The sequence below is a fragment of the Enterococcus sp. DIV1411a genome (genome assembly GCF_050531945.1).
Taxonomy (GTDB): Bacteria; Bacillota; Bacilli; order Lactobacillales; family Enterococcaceae; genus Enterococcus_B; species Enterococcus_B faecium.
The window spans coordinates 743,360-758,525 of the sequence record NZ_CP172892.1 but is presented as its reverse complement, the minus strand read 5'-3'; the positions used below and the strand labels follow the sequence as shown (position 1 = coordinate 758,525).

Here is a 15,166-nt window from a genome sequence, read left to right as displayed (position 1 = left end):
TCTATTATATCGAACTCTAGGTTATTTGCAAATTAAATCGCTATCAAATTTCCACATCTGATTCATCTTGCCAAAGAAATGGTTCGGATGATTTTCGGCTGTGCGTTCTGCAAGCAATCTGCTGCATGAAAAAGCGTCTGTCCTGTTGTATAGACATCGTCAATAATCAATATTTTTTTATGTTGTATCTTAGAAAGAGGTACGGCAAGCTCAAAAGGCTGAGGCATCTCCAATCTTTCCTTTCGCGTGTTTTTTGCTTGAGCAAGCAGATGTTGCTCTCTTTTGAGCAGCATCTGAAAAGGAATTTTTGCTGCTTTCAACATCTCGCTTACTTGATTGAATCCTCTTTCTAGCCACCTTTTTTCAGATAAAGGTATTGGACAATAAATATATGCCGGGTAATCTTTTTTTATCTGAGTCCATTTATATGCAAAAGTCCCTGCTAATCGGATATCTCCCATAAACTTGTACCGATTGATCCAAGCCTGCATCTTTTCATCGTACGTAAAAAAGGCGCGGTGTTGAAAATCATATGCAGGATATTTCTTCTTCCATTCTTGACAGTCGTTGCAGTAAACGAAACTAGTCTTTGCTTTCTTTTTCGTCTCCTCGTATTTCAAATGGATTGGTTTTTGACAACCTGCACAACCTTTTGCTTCTAATAAATGGAATTGTGCGCGGCAAACTGAACATGTCTGAGGAAGTCTAGATTTCGACACTCCGATGATCTCGCTGAATGTTAAATTTTGAATGATGTCTTTACCGCAGCAACTACATCTCACAGCACCTGCTTCCCTTCTTCGTTCATTTCTTTGATTTCCTGACAGGCTTTTCGAATAGCTGAAGTTTTTTCTTCATAGAAAAAATAGACTCGACTGTTCGTATAAGGACCTTTACGATCAGCTCTTCCTGCGATTTGCACCAAAGAGGATTTAGTAAAAACTGGATGATCTGCTCCTAAAACGATGACAGAGATTCTTTCAAATGTGACTCCTCTTTCTAGGATCATTGTGGTTAACAGTATCTCGTATATTGCTTCTCGCATTTTCTGAACTTTCTTTGCCCGTTGATCGTCTTGTGAAGAAACATCTGTTATCTCATATTCTGGAAAAGCTTCTTGCAGTGTGATTTTTAAACGATGCATCATCGTAATACTTGGACAAAATAAAAGGATACGGTTTTCTTTGATTAGTTGCTGAATGATCCGCACCAAAGAGTTGATTTTCTTTTTGTTTCCACATTTTTGTCGCCAATTATTCATGAAAACAAGCACGGGTTCAGGAAGCAAGCGCCGATGAAAGCGCAAGGCAAGTTTGTGGAGCTCAAATGTCTGCTTGATTTCCTTTAGTAACTTCTCATCAGGCGTGGCACTTAAGTAGATGAATCGGCCGTTTGATCTGATTGCTGTTTGCACAGCGTGAGCTAGCCCAGCATCCCCGTTATAAGGAAACGCATCGATCTCATCGATCACTATTAAATCAAAGGACCGATAAAAACGGTATAGCTGATGAATCGTACAGATAACAAAAGAAGTAAAGGTATAAGCCGTTGCTGTATTCCCATGGAGCAACGTGATTTTTTCTTCTGGAAAAACATAACGATAGCGTAAAAACAATTCATTACAAACATCGACTCGCGGTGTACAAATCGCTACTCTTCCTCCAGCTTTTAAAGTTTCCACTAAAATAGGATAAAGCATCTCTGTTTTCCCTGCACCTGTTACAGCCCAAATAAGATGATGTCTTTTTTCTGAATGGCAAAGTATTCTCTTTGCGATTTCCGTTTGTTTTTCAGTAAGCTGTCCTGTCCAAAAAAAGACGACTTCTCGAGGTTTTGCTTCAGGCTGATCAAACAAATATAAATCTTGTTGAGTGTCGCATCACCCTAAATATAGACAATGTGTACAAAAATAACCGTAATCTGCAAGCTGTCCAACAATGACGGACGTCCTCATTCCACAGCGATGACAAAGAATCCAGTTGCCCAAACGTTCCACTGCTGCGATCTTCTCATAATTTGGTAAATTTACCTCCTCACAGTCTATTGCTTTAATATCTCTCGTCAGAAGCCTTCTACCCCAAAAATGATTCATATTATTCGCCCTAAAAAAATATACGAAAAAACAAGCGATCTATTTTTTGGATCGCTTGTTCGATAGTTATACTGTTCTATTTATTCACCTATGAGCGCGATTGCTTGATCTAACACTTTTTCGCCATTCATCATACCATAATCAGCCATATTGATGACATCTAAAGGAATGCCTTTTGGTTCCAGACGTTTCTCAAAATCAGCTTTCATAAAGCGAACTTGTGGGCCTAATAACAACACATCCACGTCTTTATTTGCAAGATTGTTATCTGCGTCAGAAGCGGACACAGCGAAAATATCAGAGTCGATTCCTTTTGCTTCAGCAGCTTTTTGCATTTTTGTTACTAGTAAACTTGTGCTCATACCAGCCGAACATACAAGCATGATTGTTTTTTTAGCCATATTTTTCTCTCCTTTTTAAAACAAACTACGCAAACGTTTTCTTCGCGTCTGTTACTTTATTATATAAAAAGAAAGAAATTTGTCAACGTTTTCTAAACGCGGTTTATTTAATCAAATAGCCAACTAGATTTCACTAATTTATTGAACACGACATATTCTTTGTCCAAATTGATGACAACTACTTCATAGCCTGCATTTATCCAGCCATAGGCACCTTTTTCAGGGTGTTTATAATCATTTGCCCACCAATCTGTACTTTCCCTTGCTGTTTTGGGAAGTCCGTTACTGGGAAACAACAGTTCGTCAAATTGGGTAAAGGTCAACGTTACTTGAGAGCCGCCATTGTTCTTCAAATAATGCGTAATTGCATCGTACTTTTTCATTCGTTCCTGCATCCCCAGATCCACCTGCCTTTGTCTTTATTATCGCATACTACAGCAATTGCGCAACCGTTACAGTGTTGAAACAACCTAGAACTTTATTTATACTGAATAAAGAAAATGAAAAAAAGAGGTGACAAGATGATCGAGCGCTATCGTACAATAAAAGAAAATGGACAAAGTGAGATTGAGATCAAAAAATCACGCTTTATCTGTTCTCTTAGACGAATAGAATCAGAGGACCAAGCAAAAAATTTCATTCAAGAAATAAAAAAAGAACATTGGAAAGCGAACCATAACTGCAGCGCCTTCATCATTGGAGAAAAAAATGAAATCCAGCGAAGCAGCGATGATGGAGAACCAAGTGGAACGGCGGGCGTACCGATGTTGGAAGTCCTCAAAAAAAATCAACTGATCAATGTAGCTGCAGTAGTCACTCGATATTTTGGAGGAACGAAACTCGGCACAGGCGGATTAATACGAGCATACACTCATGCGGTCTCTCAAGCATTGTCTGACATTGGAATCGTAGAAGGTACCTTGCAACAGGAGATCTCTGTGATGATCACGTATCCGCAACTAGGAAAATTACAGAATTATCTTGAACTCCAACATTTTTTTATAAAAGAAATCCAATATACTGATCAAGTTAGCGTCATCTGTGCTGTAGATGAAAAAAGTGCTGACCACTTTAAAGAATCCATCATTGAGCTGCTGAACGGACAAGTCCAATTTGAAGAGGGTTCTGTTTCTTATCACGAGCAACTGATAACTGATCATATATAAAAACAGGTGATTCTGATTCTCTTTTATTTCTAATAAGGAATCAGGGATCACCTGTTTTTTATTTTTCCAAATAAAACTCAAAACGATTTCCTACGTATTGCGTACGCACATACTCAAACGGCGTACCGTCTTCAAAATAAGAAATCTGGCGCAAACGAAGAACTGCATCTCCTCGTTTTACCTCTAAATAGTCAGCAATTTTCTCAGAAGCCAACACAGCAGTAATCGTTTGATTCGCTGGACCGATCTTTTTCCCGCCTTTTTCTTCTAGCGTGCGATACAACGATTCAGTAATCTCTGCTTTGCTGTAGCCATCGATCAGCTTTTGTGGAACACTGGCAACTTCAAAACAAATAGGGACATCATCTGCGAAACGAATACGTTCCATTCGCAAGATCGTGTCATCTTTACTCAAGTTTAGTTTTTCCATTTCACTTGAGCTTGGCGAAGTCAAGAAATAAGAGATTGTCCGACTAGACGGTACTCGATTTTGTGATTCCATAATTTCTGTAAAACTTGTTGCACCAGACATTTTTTCTTGTACTTTTTCTCGCGCAACATACGTACCCGAACCGATCTTTCTTTCTAAGATTCCTTCATCTGCCAAGTTTTGAATTGCTTGTCTCAACGTCATACGGCTGACATTGAATTTCACTGCTAATTCTCTTTCTGAAGGAAGACGGTCTCCGACTTTCCATATACCTTGTTCGATTTCATTTTTTAATTGGTCATGAATCTGTATATATACAGGTAATTGATTCGACATAACGTACACCCGTCCTTTCGTTTCTTCTATTATAACTGGTATATACCTGATTCACAACTGAAAAAGATAAAGGTTTCTATCCATCAACGGAGGATTTAGACACACATCGTTCTCCCTACTCCTATTGTCAGAAACAATTTTTTAGATATGTTCAACCTAGAAAATAACAAAAGACCCTAAAATCGATGAAAATGCCGACTTATGGATCTTTTGTTATTATTAGCGGTTTTTAGCCATCCATTTTTTTGTATGATTCGTTGGGCGTTTTGATTTTACCTGGACCGCTTTTCCGCCTTTTTTCGGAATATTCACTTCAATATTGTATTTTTCTGATTTGACCAAATCATATAACTTTTCAGCTGCTTCGTCTACTTTTTCTTTCCATTTCATGTGGATCCCTCCAATTCTTGTAGTTAACTTAACTCTATCTTAATTCAGCAGAATCTTCAAGGAACAAGGTAGCAAAGCAAAAAAAAGAGCTCTCGAACTAACGAGAGCTTACGATTGTGGTATACTGGGGTAGCTGGATTCGAACCAACGCATGAGGGAGTCAAAGTCCCTTGCCTTACCGCTTGGCTATACCCCAATGAAATGGAGGAGAGTGGATTCGAACCACTGAACCCTAAGGAACGGATTTACAGTCCGTCGCGTTTAGCCACTTCGCTACTCCTCCGAAAGGTTTGTATCAACCTGACTTAGTTATAATACCTAATTTTCCAGATTTTTGCAACCCTTTATTGAAAGTTTTTTTGATATTTTTTTATTCGTGCAGATTCCAGTGTCGAATCACTGTTTCTATCGCATTTTCAAGACTTTTTTCTTTTCCAAAATCTTCTTCACCAAAGAAAATTTCATATTCTTTTGGCCCATAGGCTAAGATCTCACCAATCATTTTTTTCCCTATAAATAACTGAGTGACTTCATAATTCTTACCTTTGATATCTTTTTTCACTTCTTCTATACGCACTTCAATATCTTTATTTTTTTTTGACATCATTTTCACCTCTCAGATATTTTATCATACTGCAGCAAATAAAACATTCCTTAGGTAAAAATCTCCTATTCATTTCATTCTCTTCTTTTATGCAAGCTGCACCTTCTCTAAAGCTCTTAATTCTCTCCTTGACGTACAGCGAGATAGTTTGCTGCTGCACCTACAAGATTAGCATCGTTTCTGTACTCACATAATAAAATCTGCGGTTCGAAATCATGCAGATCGAATTGTTCTGTCAGCTTCTTCATTCGGCTTTTGATCTCATCAATGAGCCCTTCTTTTGCAGAAACCCCGCCGCCTAATACGATCACTTCCGGATCAAACGAAAATTGAATACTGAATAATCCCTTTGTAAGATACGTATAAAAACTCTCAACTTCTTCTTTTGCTATTGCATCTCCAGTTTCTGCTAATTCAAAGACATCTTTTCCGGTATAAGCATTTTTATCGAGACCTTTGCGTTCACAATAACGCCAAGCCATCTGTACCGCTGTACCAAGTTTACTGAATGTCTTATCGCCATCTAAGAACATCAACCCAAATTCTCCACCGTAAAGATGTGCCCCTTTATTTATTTGTCCTTTCGTGAACAACGCCCCGCCAATCCCAGTTCCTGCCACAACAAAAGCAACATCTTGATAATCACGGGCAGCACCTTCATAAAATTCAGCCATTCCGGCACAGTTGGCGTCATTTTCAATCGTTACTGGGAGTTGAAACAGAGTTTCCAAATCTCGGAAAATATTAAATCCATGAATATAAGGAATCGCACTGATTCCCTCAATCACCTGTTTCTTATTATTCACTACTCCAGGAGAGCTGATTCCAATTCCTTCGACTTCAAAAGAAACGAGTATTTTTTTATAAACTTGAAATAATTGCGTTTTCATTTCTTCCCAAGATTCAGGCGTTGCAAATTGTCCCTTACCTTTAATCTCTTTGCCATCCCAACAACCATATTTGACAGCCGTTCCACCAAAATCAAAAACTAATATTCCCATAAAAATATTCTCCTTTTTGTTTGCTAAAGCTATTGTAATGTATCTATTTAGCATTTGAAAGCATTTTCTCGAATTGAAAGTTTATTAGTTAAAGCTATTTTTAGGTAAGTGAATTGCTAAAATCACTTGATCCCTTAATTGATCTCCATTTTCAAAAATGGGCTCAGAGTAATGATGGATAAAATAGTCTTTGACTCGACCAATCTCCACATAGCCCATTTTTTGATAGAGGTGTAACGCAGCGCTACTAGTAGTGCCAGTACGTATAATGATCCGAGTTTGGTTTGAAGCTAGCTGTGAAAGCTTCTGAAAAGCTGTCTCAAGTAATTTTCCGCCAATCCCCTTTCCTTGATACGTTGGGGTTACTGCTACATTGACGATTTCGTATTCTTTTTCCCTTGCCACATAGATCAGTACACCTATTGTTTTTTCTTTTTCTTTCCATATCCAGCCACTCCCTCTGGAAACATATACTTGAACTTTTTCTTTATCAGGATCTGCATCTAATAACAAGGACCATGGTAAATCTTTCTTGTTTAGTTCTTCGATCATTTTTTGTCCCCCATATAAGTAGTTGCGGAGTTGTTACTTTGACAATAAATTTCCTCTTTTTCTTTATCGCTCAGTGCTACCCGTATTTTTCACAACCTTTTTATAATCTGGTTCTTTTTTATCTTTCTTATTTCGCGTTAATCGGAATGTCAATGGTACATAATCGATACCGCCTTTGACAAAAGGATGACAGCGTAAGATCCGTGCAGTCCCCATTACCGTCCCTTTTAGCGCACCATGGGTTTGAATTGCTTTTATCATATAATTGGAACAGGTTGGGTAATAACGGCAGCTAGGTGGAAATGCAGGCGAAATAAAGCGCTGATATCCTCTAACTAAATAAATCAATATCTTCTTCATCAATTAGATTCCTTCTTTTCTTTTACTAAAAAAAGGGATCGCGACTAACGTCAACGTTCCCTTCTGTTTTCTTTTATCATGTTCTGCTTCATGGCTCACTTCATATCGACTAGAACCACTGTGATACTTATTTATCAATGAAAAAAGTCTCGAATATGAATCCACAAACTTGGCTGGAATACTTTAAATGGATTGCCGCCACCGATGACACCATATCCGATCATCGTTCCGGCCACAAAAAGAAGGATAAGCAATAAGATCACCACTAAAATCTTTATCAAAGTTAATAAGATATATCGTTGGTTACTCATTCAGCCACTTCCTTAAGCAATCGTTTGTGCTGTTTTTTCAGCAGAAGTTTGATCCATGTCTACACGTTCGACGTCTGCACCTAATTGCTGTAGTTTGATATGGAAATTATAATATCCACGGTCTAGATAATTCAAGTTACGCACACGTGTGATTCCATTTGCTTTCAAGCCAGCTAAAACTAATGCTGCTGCTGCCCGCAAGTCTGTTGCATATACTTCTGCACCTTGCAATTCATGGTTTCCATCCATGATTGCTACATTTCCGTCGATTTTGACATGAGCGTTCATACGGCGCATCTCTTCTAAATGTTGGAAACGATTTTCAAACACTGTTTCAGTCACCACACTTGTACCTTCTGCAACTAATTGGATAGCTGTCATTTGAGCTTGCATATCTGTAGGGAAACCAGGATGAGGCATCGTTTTTACATCTGTAGGTAAGATATGTTTTGGTCCGATGACACGGACTCCGCCTTCTTCTTCAATGATTTCTGCACCCATTTCGATCAATTTAGAAATCAATGGGCGGTTATGTTCAGAGATAGCATCTGCAATCAGCACATTGCCTTGTGTCATTGCAGCAGCAACCATAAAGGTACCTGCTTCGATACGATCTTGTACGATTGAGTGGTTGACTGCATGTAAATGATCCACGCCTTCAATACGCATTGTTTCAGTACCAGCTCCATAGACTTGAGCGCCCATTTTATTCAAAATGTTTGCTAAATCAACGATTTCTGGTTCGCGAGCTACGTTTTCAATGATGGTTGTTCCTTTTGCTTTTACGGCAGCCATCATGATATTTTGAGTAGCACCTACACTAGGGAAATCTAAATAAATCGTGTTACCGATCAATTCATCCGCAATTGCTTCGATATAGCCGTTTTTTTGAATAATTTTTGCTCCTAAAGCTTGAAATCCTTTTAAATGCAAATCGATTGGTCGTTTACCAATCGCACATCCACCAGGCATAGCTACTTTTGCATGTCCATTTCTGGCAAGTAGCGGACCCATCACAACGATTGAAGCACGCATTTGACTAACATACTCATAAGGCGCTTCGATTTCTAATTGTCTTGAAGCGTCGATTGTTACTTGATTCTTTTGTTCATCAAAATCTACATCTACGTTTAAGTGACGAATCACTTGATTCATAGTGAAGACATCAGAAAGAATCGGAACGTTGTCTAATGTCGTAATACCTTCTTCTGCTAACAAACTAGCAGCTAAAATAGGCAAAACAGCATTTTTAGCTCCTTCAATTCTTACTGTTCCATTTAATTGATTGCCACCTCTTACGATGATCTCTTCCATGTTGTTCCCTCCAAAAAATTCCAATGAGCATACACTTACTCAAAATCTTTTCTATTATAACATCCTTGCTTTTAAAATAGTACCTTTTTTTAAAATTTACAGGCTAACGAAAAGATTTCGGCATAAAGCGATAACTTCTAAGAAAAAATTACTTGCAGTGTACCCTAAAAAAATTGAAAAAAGTACGATTGCCATTCTAATTTGCGTATTATGCATTGGTCTGAAAAAAGTTTCAATGCGTAACGAACGTAAAGACCAGAAGGCTAAGTAGATAAACGCCAAATGACTCACGATTCGAAGCACCGCATCAATTCCGTATACTTGCATAATGACGTCCTTTCTAACGATTGTTTTATAATAACTAATAAAATGATAATACCATAAAATGTATAAAAGGAAAAACAAGTATACTTAAAAATATAGGAATCCCCTTACATTTTTTAGGAAATAAATGCTAAAAATATGCAAAAAAAGGGACTGAGACAAAAGTCTTGTCGCAGTCCCTTATTCCAAATAAACGGTGTTCAATCATCTGACCCTCGGTATTAGCTCAAAAAACGGCAAAATATGAGGAACTATTTTCCATTTGTTTCTCTAATACTCAGGACAAAACGCTGATTTCACAACCTCTGATATACGGTGTTCCAGAAGTAGCTTCTTCGAAAAATAAGCTGAGATTTCACAAAAATTTAAGAAGCAATTTTCGTAAATTCCTTCTTATGTCTTGAAGCTGACCACTTCTGTCATAACCTCTTTTTACTGTTCTTAAACACGGATAAACATCCGCATCTCATTTTATGAGTGCTTAGATACTTTGATACGATTGATTGCTCGGTGCAACGCAACAGTTGCCCGTTTCAATTCGTTCGTATCTTGTTTTGCTTTTGCTTCTTCGATTTGGCGTTCTGCGCGTTGTTTTGCACGTTCCGCACGAGATACATCGATATCACGTTCACGTTCCGCACTATCAGCAACGATTGAAACAACATTATCACGAACTTCCATGATTCCGCCATTAACAGCGATCCAATCGACGTGGGTATCTGAATCTGTTCGTTTTACACGAACTTCATCAATCGTCAATGGAACGATGATTGGTGCATGTTTAGGCAAAATCCCAAGCTCACCAGCTGTCGTACGTGCAACGACGATAGCTGCATGGTGATCATAGACCAAACCGGCAGGAGTTACCACATTTACTGTTAAATATTGATCCATGGGGCACCCCTTTCTAGTAGCCTAGTGTTTTCGCTTTTTCTACGACGTCTTCGATTCGGCCAACACTTCGGAAAGCTTCTTCAGGAAGATCATCGTATTTGCCTTCCAAGATTTCGCGGAATCCTTTCACTGTTTCTTCTACAGGGACATATGAACCTGGAAGACCAGTAAATTGTTCAGCCACGTTAAAGTTTTGTGACAAGAAGAATTGGACTCTGCGGGCACGAGAAACTAACACTTTTTCTTGATCGGATAATTCATCCATACCTAAGATAGCAATGATATCTTGTAATTCACGATATCGTTGCAATACGTGTTGGACTTCTGTTGCTACTTTATAATGTTCTTCTCCCACGATTTCAGGTGCTAAAGCACTTGAAGAAGAAGCCAATGGATCTACCGCTGGATAAATCCCTTGTTCTGTTAATTTACGTTCCAAGTTGGTTGTCGCATCCAAATGGGCGAATGCTGTTGCCGGCGCCGGGTCAGTGTAGTCATCGGCTGGCACATAGATTGCTTGGATCGATGTGATCGAACCTTTTTTCGTAGATGTGATACGTTCTTGCAATTGACCCATTTCTGTTGCCAATGTTGGTTGATAACCAACCGCAGAAGGCATCCGTCCTAACAAGGCTGATACTTCAGATCCAGCTTGAGTGAAACGGAAAATGTTGTCGATAAACAACAGTACATCTTGACCTTCTACATCACGGAAATATTCCGCAATCGTCAAACCAGTCAAAGCAACACGCATACGTGCACCTGGTGGTTCGTTCATTTGTCCGAACACCATGGCTGTTTTTTCGATAACTCCTGAATCTTTCATTTCATAATACAAGTCATTACCTTCACGAGTACGTTCACCTACACCGGTAAATACAGAAATACCACCATGTTCTTGGGCGATATTATGGATCAGTTCTTGGATCAGTACGGTTTTACCAACACCGGCACCACCGAATAGTCCGACTTTCCCACCTTTTAAATATGGGGCAAGCAAATCGATAACTTTGATCCCTGTTTCCAAAATTTCTGTACTTGTACTTAATTCGTCAAAGGCTGGTGCTTTTTTATGAATTTCGCTTCTTTCCGCATCTTCTGGGAAAGGTGTTTCTAAATCGATCGTATCTCCTAGTACGTTGAATACGCGACCTAATGTTTCTTTACCTACAGGAACAGAGATTGCTTTGCCTGTATCAATGACTTCCATTCCTCTTTGTAAACCATCTGTTGATTCCATCGCAATGGTCCGGATCACTCCGTCCCCTAATTCTAACGCTGCTTCAAGAACAACTTTTGATTTATTTTCGTCATTTTTATAAACAACTAATGCGTTGTTGATATCTGGTAAGGATTGGTCTAAAGAAAATTCCACGTCGACAACGGGACCGATTACTTGAACAATCTTGCCTGAACTCATCTTTTTTCCTCCAATCTCAATACTATTCTAGTGCCGAAGCTCCGGCAACAATTTCGGTAATTTCTTGGGTAATAGCCCCTTGTCTTGCACGGTTATAAGAAACCGTCAGCTCATCAATGATATTAGCAGCATTATCAGTTGCTGTTTTCATTGCTGTCATACCAGCAGCATGTTCTGCTGTTTTGGCGTCAACGATCGCACCGTAGATCAAACTTTCAGCATACTGAGGCAATAACTGAGACAAGATTTCTTCTTTTGAAGGTTCAAAAATATATTCTTGTTCGAAAGTCGTTGCTTCTTCTGGATCTAAGTCTGAGATTGGCAGCATTTTTTCTACACGAAACTGACTAGTTAGCGAATTGATATGATGGTTATAACATACGTATAATTCATCGAATACTTCGTTTTGGAACATAGTTGTTGCCATATTTACGATTTTGCGGACTTCATCAAAGCTTGGCTGATCAGATAGATTGCGCAGCTCATATGCTAGATTGATACCGCGTGCTTTAAAGAAGTCTGCACCAGTTCCGCCAATTGCGATCATCACGTAATCATCGGGTGATTGGTGGTCTTCTTCTAAAATAGACATCGTTTGTTTCAATATCGAGCTGTTATATCCACCGACTAAACCGCCATCTGCAGTGATGACGATATAACCAGTTTTCTTCACAGGACGGCTGAGCAGCATGCTGTTGTAATTGATATCCCCTCTAGGATTTTCTGAGGCAATATCATTTAACTGAGTAGCAGTCAAATGCGTAACGATTTCTCTTACTTTTGTTGCATAAACCTGAAACTTCTGTGAAGAAGCTTCAGATTTTGTCAACTTAGAAGCAGACACCATCTGCATTGCCCGCGTGATTTGGCTCGTTTTTTTCGTTGAAGCGATACGTGTCTTGATTTCATTTAATGAAGCACCCATTCATCTCACCTCACTATGCATTTTGAATGGATTTCAATTTATCTTCTGTAGAGGAATTACTTCCTTTTGTAGCTAAGAACATGTCTTTATATTCCTGAATCGCACTGTTCAACGCTTCTTCTTCTGGAAGATCTTTTGTTGTACGGATTGTTTCAAAGATATCTGAATGATTGGTATCCAGATATTCGAATAATTCATGTTCGAAGTCTAAAATACTGTCTACAGGAATACTATCTAAGAATCCATGTGTCAAAGCATACAAAATCACTACTTGTTTTTCAACAGCTAGCGGTGCATGCAATTTTTGTTTCAAGATTTCTACTGTACGGCGTCCACGATTTAGTTTTGCTTGTGTTGCTGCATCCAAGTCAGAACCGAATTGTGTAAATGCTTCTAATTCACGGTAACTTGCTAAGTCTAGGCGTAAAGTCCCAGCAACTTTTTTCATTGCTTTGATTTGCGCAGAACCCCCTACACGAGATACAGATAGTCCGGCATCAACCGCTGGACGAGTACCTGCGTAGAACAAGTCGCTTTCTAAGAAGATTTGTCCATCAGTGATCGAAATAACGTTTGTTGGGATATAAGCAGAGATATCTCCAGCTTGTGTTTCAACAAATGGTAAGGCAGTCATTGAACCGCCACCTAAATCATCACTTAATTTTGCTGCACGTTCTAATAAACGTGAGTGCAAGTAGAAAACATCCCCAGGATAAGCTTCACGACCTGGTGGACGGCGAAGTAGCAAGGAAAGTTCACGATAAGCAACAGCTTGTTTTGAAAGATCATCAAAAATGATCAATACATGTTTACCGTTGTACATGAATTCTTCACCCATTGCAGTACCAGCATATGGTGCGATATAAAGCAATGGTGCTGGTTGAGACGCACCGGCATTCACAACGATTGTGTAATCCATTGCGCCATATTTTTTCAATGTTTCAACTTGTGTACGAACTGTAGAATCTTTTTGTCCGATTGCTACATAGATACAGATCATATCTTGACCTTTTTGGTTGATGATCGTATCGATCGCAATAGAAGTTTTCCCTGTTTTACGGTCACCGATGACTAATTCACGTTGTCCGCGTCCGATTGGCACAAGGGCGTCGATCGCTTTTAGCCCTGTTTGCATTGGTTCGTTAACAGATTTACGTTGCATAACACCTGGTGCCATCGCTTCTACTGGACGAGCTTTGTCAGTAACGATTTCACCTAGTCCGTCGATTGGTTGACCTAGCGGATTGACTACCCGACCGATCAAGGCCTCTCCAACTGGAACTTCCATGATCTTACCTGTTCGTTTTACTTTATCTCCTTCACGAATGGACTCGAAATCGCCAAGGATAATGATACCTACATCATTTGACTCTAAGTTTTGCGCCATTCCGTATGAGCCGTTTGAAAATTCAAGCAACTCACCACTCATCGCGTTTTCTAAACCATGTGCACGAGCGATCCCGTCACCTACATAAGTTACGGTACCGATTTCTTCGACTGAAAGCACGTTTTGATAATTTTCAATTTGTTCTTTAATCAAGGCACTAATTTCTTCTGCTTTGATGGCCATTCGATTCACCTACCTCTTTGTACTATCTGTTTAATTGATTACGCATTTTTTCTAATTGCGTGCGAATGCTTCCGTCGATTACTCGATGGTTGGCTTCAACAATCGCGCCACCAATAATAGAAGAATCAACGATTTGTTTTAATTCAACTGATTGATAGTCCATTGTTTTTGCAACATTCTTTTCTAATTGTATTCGTTGTTCGTCTGAAAGTGGGACTGCTGTTGTGACACTTCCCAATAGTAACCCTTGATGTTCATCATATCGACGTTCATATTCTTCGATCATGAACAAAAGGTCATCCATTCGGTTATACTCATAAACAACTTCTAAAAAGTTTTTAACGATCCCATCATAACCGCTGACAAGCTTGTCCATGATTTCTCGTTTTTCATGAGGTTCTAGACGAACATCACTTAACATATTCCCTAATCCAGGTACTTGTTCATAGATTTGACGTAAACTTACGAGATCTTGATAGATTTCTTCTGCTTGATTTGAATCGATCGCCAGTTCAAATAAAGCTTTCCCGTAACGTCTTCCTACTGTATATTTATCTAGTTTCATTTGAAGAACCTAGACCTTCAATGTATTGATTGATTAATGATTCATGCATTTCTGGAGATAATTCTTTGTTCAAGATTTTTTCCGCGATTTGAAGAGAGAGTTCTGCAACGTCGTCTTTTACAGAGTTCAGCGCTGAATCACGTTCTACAGTGATATCAGCTTGGGCTTTGCTTTTTAGACGAGCTGCTTCTTCTTGAGCATCCTTCAAAATATTTTGGCGGCTTAATTCTCCACTTTCTTTCGCATTTTTGATGATATCAGCTGCATCAGAACGAGAGGCTAACAATTGTTGTTCGCGTTCTTGTTCCATTTTCGCTGAGTTGATGCGAGATTGTTCTGCAGAATCTAAATCATTGGCGATCTTGTCTTCACGTTTTTTCAAAATATCGCTGATTGGTCCCCAAGCAAAGTGCTTCAAGAGAGCCAGTAGTATCAAAAATGAGCCGCTGACAACGATGATATTACCTAACATCGCATTGCCAACTTCTGCAATTGCCAATTGATTCAGCAT

19 protein-coding genes, 2 tRNA genes and 1 pseudogene are annotated in these 15,166 nt (G+C 39.0%); 1 reads left to right on the top strand and 21 read right to left on the bottom strand.

Annotated features, from left to right (window positions below):
- Nucleotides 1-62 precede the first annotated feature (62 nt).
- The 4 genes and pseudogenes from IGJ87_RS03625 to IGJ87_RS03610 all read right to left on the bottom strand — a co-directional run bounded on the left by IGJ87_RS03625 (nt 63) and on the right by IGJ87_RS03610 (nt 2,888).
- Nucleotides 63-782: a ComF family protein gene (locus IGJ87_RS03625; RefSeq protein ID WP_002325836.1), complete on the bottom strand. Its 720-nt coding sequence runs from the start codon at nt 780-782 to the stop codon at nt 63-65.
- Nucleotides 779-2,092, bottom strand: a pseudogene (locus IGJ87_RS03620) (DEAD/DEAH box helicase). Before IGJ87_RS03620 ends, IGJ87_RS03625 begins: the two are co-directional and overlap by 4 nt.
- A gap of 80 nt (nt 2,093-2,172) precedes the next feature.
- Nucleotides 2,173-2,493, bottom strand: a complete 321-nt coding sequence (locus tag IGJ87_RS03615; RefSeq protein ID WP_002317881.1) for a PTS sugar transporter subunit IIB — start codon at nt 2,491-2,493, stop codon at nt 2,173-2,175.
- A 107-nt stretch (nt 2,494-2,600) separates the two neighbouring features.
- Complete coding sequence (locus IGJ87_RS03610; protein WP_002294988.1) at nt 2,601-2,888, bottom strand: DUF7662 domain-containing protein; 288 nt, start codon at nt 2,886-2,888, stop codon at nt 2,601-2,603.
- A gap of 126 nt (nt 2,889-3,014) precedes the next feature.
- Between IGJ87_RS03610 and IGJ87_RS03605 the strand changes: the two genes are divergently transcribed.
- Complete coding sequence (locus tag IGJ87_RS03605) at nt 3,015-3,659, top strand: YigZ family protein (protein WP_002325838.1); 645 nt, start codon at nt 3,015-3,017, stop codon at nt 3,657-3,659.
- Nucleotides 3,660-3,717: 58 nt separating this feature from the next.
- Here IGJ87_RS03605 and IGJ87_RS03600 read toward each other — a convergent pair whose 3' ends face one another.
- From IGJ87_RS03600 to atpF, 17 genes are all read right to left on the bottom strand, one after another.
- Nucleotides 3,718-4,425: a GntR family transcriptional regulator gene (locus tag IGJ87_RS03600; RefSeq protein WP_002292782.1), complete on the bottom strand. Its 708-nt coding sequence runs from the start codon at nt 4,423-4,425 to the stop codon at nt 3,718-3,720.
- A 219-nt stretch (nt 4,426-4,644) separates the two neighbouring features.
- Nucleotides 4,645-4,815: a hypothetical protein gene (locus IGJ87_RS03595; protein WP_002294990.1), complete on the bottom strand. Its 171-nt coding sequence runs from the start codon at nt 4,813-4,815 to the stop codon at nt 4,645-4,647.
- A 124-nt stretch (nt 4,816-4,939) separates the two neighbouring features.
- Nucleotides 4,940-5,011: transfer RNA gene (locus IGJ87_RS03590), tRNA-Gln, on the bottom strand.
- A 6-nt stretch (nt 5,012-5,017) separates the two neighbouring features.
- Nucleotides 5,018-5,098: transfer RNA gene (locus IGJ87_RS03585), tRNA-Tyr, on the bottom strand.
- 87 nt (nt 5,099-5,185) lie between these two features.
- The gene (locus IGJ87_RS03580) at nt 5,186-5,422 is read right to left on the bottom strand and encodes a DUF2969 domain-containing protein (RefSeq protein WP_002316425.1); all 237 of its coding nucleotides are present in this window, start codon (nt 5,420-5,422) and stop codon (nt 5,186-5,188) included.
- A gap of 113 nt (nt 5,423-5,535) precedes the next feature.
- Nucleotides 5,536-6,420, bottom strand: coding sequence for an ROK family protein (locus IGJ87_RS03575; RefSeq protein WP_002325839.1), 885 nt, complete (start codon nt 6,418-6,420; stop codon nt 5,536-5,538).
- A gap of 84 nt (nt 6,421-6,504) precedes the next feature.
- On the bottom strand, nt 6,505-6,972 hold the full coding sequence (locus tag IGJ87_RS03570) for a GNAT family N-acetyltransferase (RefSeq protein ID WP_002317882.1): 468 nt from the start codon (nt 6,970-6,972) through the stop codon (nt 6,505-6,507).
- A 63-nt stretch (nt 6,973-7,035) separates the two neighbouring features.
- Nucleotides 7,036-7,332: a membrane protein insertion efficiency factor YidD gene (gene yidD, locus IGJ87_RS03565; RefSeq protein WP_002289000.1), complete on the bottom strand. Its 297-nt coding sequence runs from the start codon at nt 7,330-7,332 to the stop codon at nt 7,036-7,038.
- A 134-nt stretch (nt 7,333-7,466) separates the two neighbouring features.
- Nucleotides 7,467-7,643 (bottom strand): DNA-directed RNA polymerase subunit beta, encoded by a 177-nt coding sequence (locus tag IGJ87_RS03560; protein WP_002292789.1) that lies wholly within the window; start codon nt 7,641-7,643, stop codon nt 7,467-7,469.
- 12 nt (nt 7,644-7,655) lie between these two features.
- Complete coding sequence (murA, locus tag IGJ87_RS03555) at nt 7,656-8,957, bottom strand: UDP-N-acetylglucosamine 1-carboxyvinyltransferase (RefSeq protein WP_002289003.1); 1,302 nt, start codon at nt 8,955-8,957, stop codon at nt 7,656-7,658.
- 96 nt (nt 8,958-9,053) lie between these two features.
- On the bottom strand, nt 9,054-9,284 hold the full coding sequence (locus tag IGJ87_RS03550) for a DUF1146 family protein (RefSeq protein ID WP_002289004.1): 231 nt from the start codon (nt 9,282-9,284) through the stop codon (nt 9,054-9,056).
- A gap of 468 nt (nt 9,285-9,752) precedes the next feature.
- On the bottom strand, nt 9,753-10,175 hold the full coding sequence (locus IGJ87_RS03545) for a F0F1 ATP synthase subunit epsilon (RefSeq protein ID WP_002289005.1): 423 nt from the start codon (nt 10,173-10,175) through the stop codon (nt 9,753-9,755).
- Nucleotides 10,176-10,188: 13 nt separating this feature from the next.
- Nucleotides 10,189-11,595, bottom strand: coding sequence for a F0F1 ATP synthase subunit beta (gene atpD / locus IGJ87_RS03540; protein ID WP_002289006.1), 1,407 nt, complete (start codon nt 11,593-11,595; stop codon nt 10,189-10,191).
- A 22-nt stretch (nt 11,596-11,617) separates the two neighbouring features.
- Entirely contained in the window at nt 11,618-12,520 is a 903-nt protein-coding gene (locus IGJ87_RS03535; protein WP_002317883.1) for a F0F1 ATP synthase subunit gamma, read from the bottom strand.
- A 13-nt stretch (nt 12,521-12,533) separates the two neighbouring features.
- Nucleotides 12,534-14,090, bottom strand: a complete 1,557-nt coding sequence (gene atpA / locus IGJ87_RS03530; protein WP_002317884.1) for a F0F1 ATP synthase subunit alpha — start codon at nt 14,088-14,090, stop codon at nt 12,534-12,536.
- A gap of 22 nt (nt 14,091-14,112) precedes the next feature.
- Nucleotides 14,113-14,655, bottom strand: a complete 543-nt coding sequence (locus IGJ87_RS03525) for a F0F1 ATP synthase subunit delta (RefSeq protein WP_002292794.1) — start codon at nt 14,653-14,655, stop codon at nt 14,113-14,115.
- A complete protein-coding gene (gene atpF, locus IGJ87_RS03520) occupies nt 14,642-15,166 on the bottom strand; it encodes a F0F1 ATP synthase subunit B (RefSeq protein ID WP_002292796.1) in 525 nt (174 codons plus the stop codon). The genes IGJ87_RS03525 and atpF overlap by 14 nt, the downstream gene beginning before the upstream one ends.

What these genes read in the sequence shown, in the direction of transcription:
- murA (WP_002289003.1), bottom strand. Translation starts at nt 8,957, where the DNA reads ATGGAAGAGATCATCGTAAGAGGTGGCAATCAATTAAATGGAACAGTA.
- IGJ87_RS03605 (WP_002325838.1), top strand. Translation starts at nt 3,015, where the DNA reads ATGATCGAGCGCTATCGTACAATAAAAGAAAATGGACAAAGTGAGATT.
- IGJ87_RS03525 (WP_002292794.1), bottom strand. Translation starts at nt 14,655, where the DNA reads ATGAAACTAGATAAATATACAGTAGGAAGACGTTACGGGAAAGCTTTA.
- IGJ87_RS03535 (WP_002317883.1), bottom strand. Translation starts at nt 12,520, where the DNA reads ATGGGTGCTTCATTAAATGAAATCAAGACACGTATCGCTTCAACGAAA.
- yidD (WP_002289000.1), bottom strand. Translation starts at nt 7,332, where the DNA reads ATGAAGAAGATATTGATTTATTTAGTTAGAGGATATCAGCGCTTTATT.
- IGJ87_RS03560 (WP_002292789.1), bottom strand. Translation starts at nt 7,643, where the DNA reads ATGAGTAACCAACGATATATCTTATTAACTTTGATAAAGATTTTAGTG.
- IGJ87_RS03570 (WP_002317882.1), bottom strand. Translation starts at nt 6,972, where the DNA reads ATGATCGAAGAACTAAACAAGAAAGATTTACCATGGTCCTTGTTATTA.
- atpA (WP_002317884.1), bottom strand. Translation starts at nt 14,090, where the DNA reads ATGGCCATCAAAGCAGAAGAAATTAGTGCCTTGATTAAAGAACAAATT.
- IGJ87_RS03550 (WP_002289004.1), bottom strand. Translation starts at nt 9,284, where the DNA reads ATGCAAGTATACGGAATTGATGCGGTGCTTCGAATCGTGAGTCATTTG.
- IGJ87_RS03580 (WP_002316425.1), bottom strand. Translation starts at nt 5,422, where the DNA reads ATGATGTCAAAAAAAAATAAAGATATTGAAGTGCGTATAGAAGAAGTG.
- IGJ87_RS03610 (WP_002294988.1), bottom strand. Translation starts at nt 2,888, where the DNA reads ATGCAGGAACGAATGAAAAAGTACGATGCAATTACGCATTATTTGAAG.
- IGJ87_RS03595 (WP_002294990.1), bottom strand. Translation starts at nt 4,815, where the DNA reads ATGAAATGGAAAGAAAAAGTAGACGAAGCAGCTGAAAAGTTATATGAT.
- IGJ87_RS03600 (WP_002292782.1), bottom strand. Translation starts at nt 4,425, where the DNA reads ATGTCGAATCAATTACCTGTATATATACAGATTCATGACCAATTAAAA.
- IGJ87_RS03615 (WP_002317881.1), bottom strand. Translation starts at nt 2,493, where the DNA reads ATGGCTAAAAAAACAATCATGCTTGTATGTTCGGCTGGTATGAGCACA.
- atpF (WP_002292796.1), bottom strand. Translation starts at nt 15,166, where the DNA reads ATGCTGAATCAATTGGCAATTGCAGAAGTTGGCAATGCGATGTTAGGT.
- atpD (WP_002289006.1), bottom strand. Translation starts at nt 11,595, where the DNA reads ATGAGTTCAGGCAAGATTGTTCAAGTAATCGGTCCCGTTGTCGACGTG.
- IGJ87_RS03575 (WP_002325839.1), bottom strand. Translation starts at nt 6,420, where the DNA reads ATGGGAATATTAGTTTTTGATTTTGGTGGAACGGCTGTCAAATATGGT.
- IGJ87_RS03545 (WP_002289005.1), bottom strand. Translation starts at nt 10,175, where the DNA reads ATGGATCAATATTTAACAGTAAATGTGGTAACTCCTGCCGGTTTGGTC.